Annotated in this window: 6 protein-coding genes; 1 reads left to right on the top strand and 5 read right to left on the bottom strand. The window is 74.6% G+C overall.

The window, feature by feature from the left end:
- The 4 genes from AE652_RS31520 to AE652_RS31505 form a co-directional block, all read right to left on the bottom strand.
- The coding region (locus AE652_RS31520; RefSeq protein ID WP_049657744.1) for a hypothetical protein at positions 1–217 on the bottom strand (217 nt) is incomplete at its 3' end.
- 108 nt (positions 218–325) lie between these two features.
- A complete protein-coding gene (locus tag AE652_RS31515) occupies positions 326–1,258 on the bottom strand; it encodes a carbohydrate kinase family protein (RefSeq protein ID WP_049657742.1) in 933 nt (310 codons plus the stop codon).
- Between the two features lie 84 nt (positions 1,259–1,342).
- A complete protein-coding gene (locus AE652_RS31510) occupies positions 1,343–2,887 on the bottom strand; it encodes an MFS transporter (protein WP_082346096.1) in 1,545 nt (514 codons plus the stop codon).
- 266 nt (positions 2,888–3,153) lie between these two features.
- Positions 3,154–4,878 carry a DUF885 domain-containing protein gene (locus AE652_RS31505; RefSeq protein WP_049657741.1) on the bottom strand — a complete coding sequence of 575 codons (1,725 nt, stop codon included), beginning with the start codon at positions 4,876–4,878 and terminating at the stop codon, positions 3,154–3,156.
- A 119-nt stretch (positions 4,879–4,997) separates the two neighbouring features.
- Between AE652_RS31505 and AE652_RS31500 the strand changes: the two genes are divergently transcribed.
- Positions 4,998–5,732, top strand: a complete 735-nt coding sequence (locus AE652_RS31500) for a TetR/AcrR family transcriptional regulator (protein WP_049657739.1) — start codon at positions 4,998–5,000, stop codon at positions 5,730–5,732.
- A gap of 73 nt (positions 5,733–5,805) precedes the next feature.
- Here the strand turns inward: AE652_RS31500 and AE652_RS31495 are convergent, their stop codons facing one another.
- Positions 5,806–6,657, bottom strand: coding sequence for a fumarylacetoacetate hydrolase family protein (locus AE652_RS31495; RefSeq protein ID WP_049657737.1), 852 nt, complete (start codon positions 6,655–6,657; stop codon positions 5,806–5,808).
- Between the last annotated feature and the right edge of the window lie 257 nt (positions 6,658–6,914).

Here is a 6,914-nt window from a genome sequence, read left to right as displayed (position 1 = left end):
CCGGGGCGGGCGGGGCGACCGCCGCCGGGTCGGTGGCCGGGACGGGCACGGCGGCACGGGTGCTGCGGGCCGCCTTCCCGGCGGCCGTCGTGTCGGACAGGTCCAGCCCGTGCGTCCCGGTCAGCACGGCGGCGACCGCCACCGCGGACAGCGCGGTGAACAGGGACGGGGCCAGGAGTCTGCGGCGGCGCGAACCCTCGCGGCGGTGCTTGCCCATGCCTGTCTCTCCTGCCGGGGCGGTCGGTGGCGTCGTTCGGTGAACGACTATGGCGCCTCAGCCTGGAAAGGGCGTGACCGGCTCCTTGGAGCTCGATGAGAAATACCGTCAGCGCGTCAGCACCGCGTCCAGTTCTGCGGCTCCGACGAAAGCGGTGTGCGTCCCGGCGGCGGTGCAGGCGAAGGCCCCGGCCACCGTACCGGCCCGGGCGCAGTCCAGCGGCGGGCGGCCCTGGAACCAGGCGTACAGGAAGCCGGACACGAAGGCGTCCCCGGCGCCGTTGGTGTCCACCACCGGACGGCCCGGGTCGACGGCCGGCAGCCGGCGCGGCGCCGGGTCGTCCCGGGTGAGCAGGTGGCAGCCCTCGGCGCCGGCGGTGGCGACGACCACCCGCGCGCGCCCCTCGGCGAGGATCGCGCGCATCACCTCCTCGTGCCGGCCGCGGCAGCCGGCCACCGAGAGGAAGACCAGGTCGGAGCCGAGCGCGTAGTCGCGGTGGTGCGGGTCGGCGCCGTCCCAGTCGTGCAGGTCGGTGGAGGTGGTGCGGCCGAGGCGGTGCAGGTCGCCGTACATGTCCCGGTTGACGCCGGTGATGGACAGGTGGACGTGCCGGCTGCGCTCGGCGTACGGCAGACAGAAGTCGCGCGGCAGCCGCAGGTCGGCGGGGTGGCGGCCGTCGAAGAAGGAGAACCGGCGGCCGGCCGGGTCCACCAGGTTGACCCCGCGCGGGGTGCCGTACGGGCTCACCAGGTGCGCGAAGTGCAGTCCGTGGCGCGCGTAGTGGGCGCGGACCAGGTCGCCCTGGGGGTCGTCGCCGAGGAAGTCGATGAACGCGGTGCGCAGGCCGAGGTGGTGGGCGCCGAGGGCGACGCCGTTGCCGGTGTGGCCGACGTAGTCCCGCACCGGCTCGACGAACCGCGAGTCGCCGGGCGGGAGTTCCAGCCGCTCGACCCGGACGATGGTGTCCACACCGCTGCCGCCGACGACGAGCAGGTCGAACTCGGGCGGCGCGGCCTCGGGCGAAACAGTCTCGGACGGCACGGCGGCGCCTCCTTGCTTCCTGGACGGTGGTGGCCAGGAGTCAAGCAGGCGCCGGAGGTTGACTGCAAGGACTTGCTGCAAATTTCAATCGGCCGGTGGCCGCTCCGGACCCGCCTCGGCCCGGACCTCGGCCCCGGTCTCGACGTTCGCCCGGACGTCGGCCCGGGCCACGGCCCGCGGGCTCGGCCGCCCGTCCACCGCCCGTACGGCGGACGCCGATGCCGCCCCGCCCTCGACGACGGTGGCCTCGACGACGGTGGCCGCGACCGGGGTCGGCCGGTGGTCGATCATCAGCACCGCGACCAGCGCGGCCGCCAGCAGCACGCCCATCGCCACCCAGGTCGCGACGACGTAGCCGTGCACCGCGCCCTGGGCGCGCACCGCCGGGTCGGCGGCGATCCGGGTGGCCAGGAAGCTCGCGGTGGCGCTCGCGGCGACCGTGTTCAGCAGCGCGGTGCCGACCGAACCGCCCACCTGCTGCGCCGAGTTGATGGTGGCCGAGGCCGCGCCGGCCTCGTTCGGGGCGACCCCGAGGGTGGCCAGGCTCATGGCCGGCATGAACACCAGGCCCATGCCGAAGCCGATCAGCAGCTCGGCGGGCAACACCATGCCGGCCCACGGGCTGTCCACCCGCATCTGGGTCAGCCAGGCCATGCCGCCCGCGGCGAGCAGCAGGCCGGGGCCGATCAGGTTCCGGGACGGCACCCTGGTCATCATCCGGGCCGCGAAGCCCGTCGAACTCAGCACGATGGCGACCGTCATGGGCAGGAAGGACAGGCCGGACACGATCGGCGAGAAGTGCTTGATGGCCTGGAGGTAGTAGGTCAGGAACAGGAACAGGCCGAACATGCCGACCATCGCCAGGCCCACCGAGAGCGCGCCGCCGCCGCGGTTGCGGTCGGCGACGATGTGCAGCGGCAGCAGCGGGTGCGCGGTGCGCCGTTCGACCAGGACGAACGCCGCGAGCAGCGCCACGCCCAGGACCAGCGGGCCGATCACCAGGCCGTCGCCCCAGCCCCTGGTCACGGCCTCGGAGGTGCCGTAGACGATCGCCAGCAGGCCGCCGCAGCCGAGCAGCGCCCCGGGCAGGTCCAGCCGCAGCCGGCGGCCCTTCCCGACGTGGTCGCGCTTCAGCACGTTGAAGGCCGCGAAGGCGGTGACGGCGGCGATCGGCACGTTGACGAACAGGCACCAGCGCCAGTCCAGGTACTCGGTCAGCAGGCCGCCGGCGATGAAGCCGATCGCGGAGCCGCCGCCGGCGATCGCGCCGAAGATGCCGAAGGCCGTACTGCGCTCCCGCGGATCGGAGAAGGTGGTGGAGAGCAGCCCCAGCGCGGAGGGGGCGAGCAGGGCGCCGAACGCCCCCTGGAGGGCGCGGGCGCCGAAGAGCATGGCGGGGCCGACCGCCGCGCCGCCGAGGGCGGAGGCGAGGGCGAAGCCCAGCAGGCCGACGGTGAAGACGCGCTTGCGGCCGAAGAGGTCGCCCAGCCGGCCGCCGAGCAGCAGCAGGCCGCCGAAGGCCAGCGTGTAGGCGGTGATCACCCACTGCCGGTCGGCGTCCGAGATGCCCAGGTCCCGCTGGGCGGACGGCAGTGCGATGTTCACGATGGTGATGTCGAGCACGATCATGAGCTGGGCGGTGGCGATGACGGCCAGCGCCCACCAGCGGCGGCGGTCCGCGTCCTCATGACCGGCGACGGTTCTCGCAGTCACTGGTCGAGCCTTCCGGAGTGGGGCGGAGAGGTCACGCAGTCGCCTTCCAGCCAAACCCCGCTCCGGACGGATGGCAAGGAAAAACCTCACCAAATCAGACCTTCAGGACAAAAGAACCAGGCCCCCGGGACTGCGGACCGAGTCCCGGGGGCCTGGTTCCACGGCTCGCGCCGCGTGGTGGCTCAGAGCGCCGAGAGCTCCTCGACCAGGTCGTCCAGCCCCAGCGAGCCCTGCGAGAGCGCCGCCATGTGCCAGGCCTTGAGGTCGAACTCCTCGCCGCGCGCCTCGTGCGCCGCCTTCGCCGCCGCCCGGCCGCGCAGCCAGGCGCGCTCGCCCAGCTTGTAGCCGATCGCCTGGCCGGGCAGGCCCAGGTAGCGGACCAGCTCGCTGTCCAGGAAGTCGGCCGACAGGCCGCAGTACAGGCCGAAGAACTCCCGGGCGTGCTCCGGGGCGACCGGCTCGCCCGGCCGGTACGGGGAGTCCGCCGGGAAGTCCAGGCCCACGTGCATGCCGATGTCGACGATGACCCGCAGCGCGCGCATCATCTGCGCGTTGAGATAGCCCAGGCGGTGGCCCGGGTCGGTGAGGTAGCCGAGCTCGTCCATCAGGCGCTCGGCGTACAGCGCCCAGCCCTCCAGGTTGGCGCTGACCCCGCCGAGGCTCACCTGGTAGGTGGAGAGCCGGTCGGCGACGTAGTTCCACTGCGCGAGCTGGAGGTGGTGGCCCGGGACGCCCTCGTGGTACCAGGTGGAGACCAGGTCCCAGACCGGGAAGCGGTCCCGGCCGACCAGCGGCAGCCAGGTCCGCCCGGGACGGCTGAAGTCCAGCGAGGGCGCGGTGTAGTACGGCGCGGCGGCGCTGCCCGCCGGGGCGATCCTCGACTCGACCCGGGTGACCGGCTCGGCCAGGTCGAAGTGGGTGCCCTGGAGGTCCCGGACGGCCTGGTCCATCAGGCCCTGGAGGTACTCCCGGGCGGCCTCGGCACCCTCGATCGCCGGGCCGTCCGACTCCAGCCAGCGCATCGCCGCGAGCGGACCCGCGCCCGGCAGGACCTTCTCGGCCTCGGTCTCCATCTGCGCCAGCAGGTCGTGGAACTCGCTCCAGGCCCAGGCGTAGGCCTCGTCCAGGTCCAGGTCGGCACCGGTCCAGTAGCGCACCCAGCGGACGTAGCGCTCCCGGCCCGCGGTGTCCGGGGCGCCGGCCGCGGCCGGGCCGTACACGTCGCGCAGCCAGTCGCGCAGCTCCGCCAGCGCCTCGGCGGCGGCCACCGCGTGCTTCGACAGCTCGGGGTGCAGACCCTCCGGCGCGCCCTGGACGAAGGTGCCGAACCAGGCGCCGGGCACCCGCTCGGCGGCGGGCGCGTCCTCGCCCAGCCACTCGGCGAACTGCCCGAGCACCGTGGCCACCTGGCGCGGGCCGGACAGCAGGCCGCGCTCGACGCCCTCCGTCAACGTGCGCCGGTACTGCGCGAACGCCTCCGGGAGCCGCGCCATCCGGCGGCCGATCACCTGCCACTCGGCCTCGGTGTCGGTGCCCATCAGGGTGAAGGACTCCCGCACGTCGTGCACCGGGGAGCCCAGGTTGCGCAGCGAGCGGAAGTTCTCCCCCGCCTCGTGGACGGCGAGTTCGGCGGTCAGCCGCTCGCGCAGCAGCCGGGCGCAGCGGCGCTCCGCCTCGTCGTCGGCGGCACCGGCCCGCTCGGCCTCGTCGAGCTTCGCCAGGGTGCGGCGGGCGAGGTCGGCGACGGCCTCGGGACCGGCCGGGGAGAGGTCGGGAAGCCGGTCGTCGTCAAGGTTGAGACCGAGGTACACCGCGGTCAGCGGGTCGAGCTCGGCCAGTTCGCGGACGTGGTCGTCGGCGATGCGGCGAGGGGTGGCGCCGTCGGCGGTGATCAGTTCTTCACGCATTCGGACATCATTTCGTGGCGCGGCAGCTTTGCAACCCCTTTGCGAGCCGGGTTCGCCTGCGAAAATCCGTTCGGCGCGACCGGATCCGATCCGTCCGGCGCCCATTACGCTTGGCCGCCATGGAAGCCAGCCCCGCCCCGGCCGCACCCGAGCCGCGCCCGCGCCGCACCGGCTACCGGCGGCTGCCGGTCCAGCAGCGGCGCGAGCAGCTGATCGCGGTCGCCCTGGAGCTGTTCGCCTCCCGGCCGCCCGAGGAGGTGGGCCTGGACGACGTCGCCGAGGCCGCCGGGGCCTCCCGCCCGCTGGTGTACCGCTACTTCGCGGGCGGCAAGCAGCAGTTGTACGAGGCCGCGCTGCGCACCGCGGCGGACGAGCTGAGCAGCCGCTTCGCGGTACGGCTGAGCGGGACGCCGTCCGAGCAGCTGTCGGCGGTGCTGGACGGCTACTTCGCCTTCGTGGCCGAGCACGACGCGGGCTACTCGGCGCTGCTGCGCGGCGGTTCGGTGGTGGAGACGGCCCGCACCTCGGCGATCGTGGACGACGTCCGGCGGGAGGCGCTGCGCCGGACGCTGCGCCACCTGGGCGTGCGGGAGGCCGGGCCGCGGCTGACGCTGCTGGTGCGCTCCTGGATCGCGGTGGTCGAGGGCGCGTCGCTGAGCTGGCTGGACGAGGGGCGCGCGCTGCCGGTGGCGGAGCTGCGCGACTGGCTGGTGGACCAGTTCACGGCGATGGCGGCGGCGACGGCGCTGCACGACCCGCAGACGGCCGAGGTGCTGGCGGGGGTGCTGGCGCTGGAGGGGCCGCGGCCGGAGCGGGCGGAGCGGCTGCGGGCGGTGCTGGGCGGCGGCCATTAGGCGGCGCGGCCGCACCCGAGCGGTCCCGGCGCCCCTCCCGACCCCCGTGCCAAGGGTCGGGCGGCCCGCGCCGTTACGCCTTGCCGAGCACCTGGCGCTGGCGGCCGAGCCCGTCGACCTCGATCTCGACCACGTCGCCCGGGGCGAGGTACGGCGTGCCGGGGCGGCCCAGGGTGACCCCCGCCGGGGTGCCGGTGATGACCACGTCGCCGGGCTCCAGCACCATGAACCGGCTCGCGTAGCGGACCAGTTCGAGCACCGGGAAGACCATCTCCGCGGTGCTGCCGTGCTGCCGCCGCTCGCCGTTGACCCACAGCCGCAGGGTCAGCGCCTGCGGGTCGGCCACCTCGTCGGCAGTGACCAGCCAGGGCCCGAGCGGGGTGAAGGTCTCCGCCGACTTGCCCTTGTCCCACTGGCCGCCGCGCTCGAACTGGAAGGCCCGCTCGGTGACGTCGTTGGCGATCGTGTACCCGGCGATCACCCCGGCCGCCTCGGCGTGCGAGTCCAGATAGCGGGCGGTGCGGCCGATCACGACGGCCAGCTCGGCCTCGTAGTCGGTCTTCTCGCCGCCGCGCGGCACCAGCACCTCGTCGTACGGGCCGACCACGGTGGAGCCCGGCTTGAGGAAGATGACCGGCTCGGCCGGGATCGCGGCCCCGGCCTCGGCCGCGTGGTCGCGGTAGTTGAGCCCGATGCCGACCACCTTGCCCGGCCGGGGCACCGGTGCGCCCACCCGCAGGCCGTCGAGGTCCAGCACCGGCAGGACGCCGGCGGCCGCGTCCCGGGCCAGTGCGGCCGGGTCCAGCCCGGCCAGGAAGGCCCCGTCGAGGTCGCGGGTCCGCCCCGAGAGGTCGTACGCGGTGCCGTCCTCACCCAGGACGACCGGGCGCTCGGCGCCCGCGGGTCCGACGCGCAGGAGCTTCATCGATCCGTCACCAGCCTTTCGTCGCAGCTCACCGGGGCGGCCCGGAGGCCGCTCCCGAGTCCGGCAACGAGGTATACCAACGCGCCGGGGCGGCGGGCCAGACCGTCCCGATGGGCGAAATCCTCCCGGTTGGCGCTCCGGCCGCCGCCCCGGCTCGGCGGCCCGCACGGTTGACACCCCGGGGGCCGACCGTGCGGAGGCGGCTCAGCCGTCCTGCGCGCCGCCGCCGAGCAGCGCCGCCAGGGCGACGGCCCGCG

The organism is Kitasatospora sp. MY 5-36 (genome assembly GCF_001182915.1).
Classification (GTDB): Bacteria; Actinomycetota; Actinomycetes; order Streptomycetales; family Streptomycetaceae; genus Kitasatospora.
This window is presented reverse-complemented; position numbering and strand designations above follow the sequence as displayed.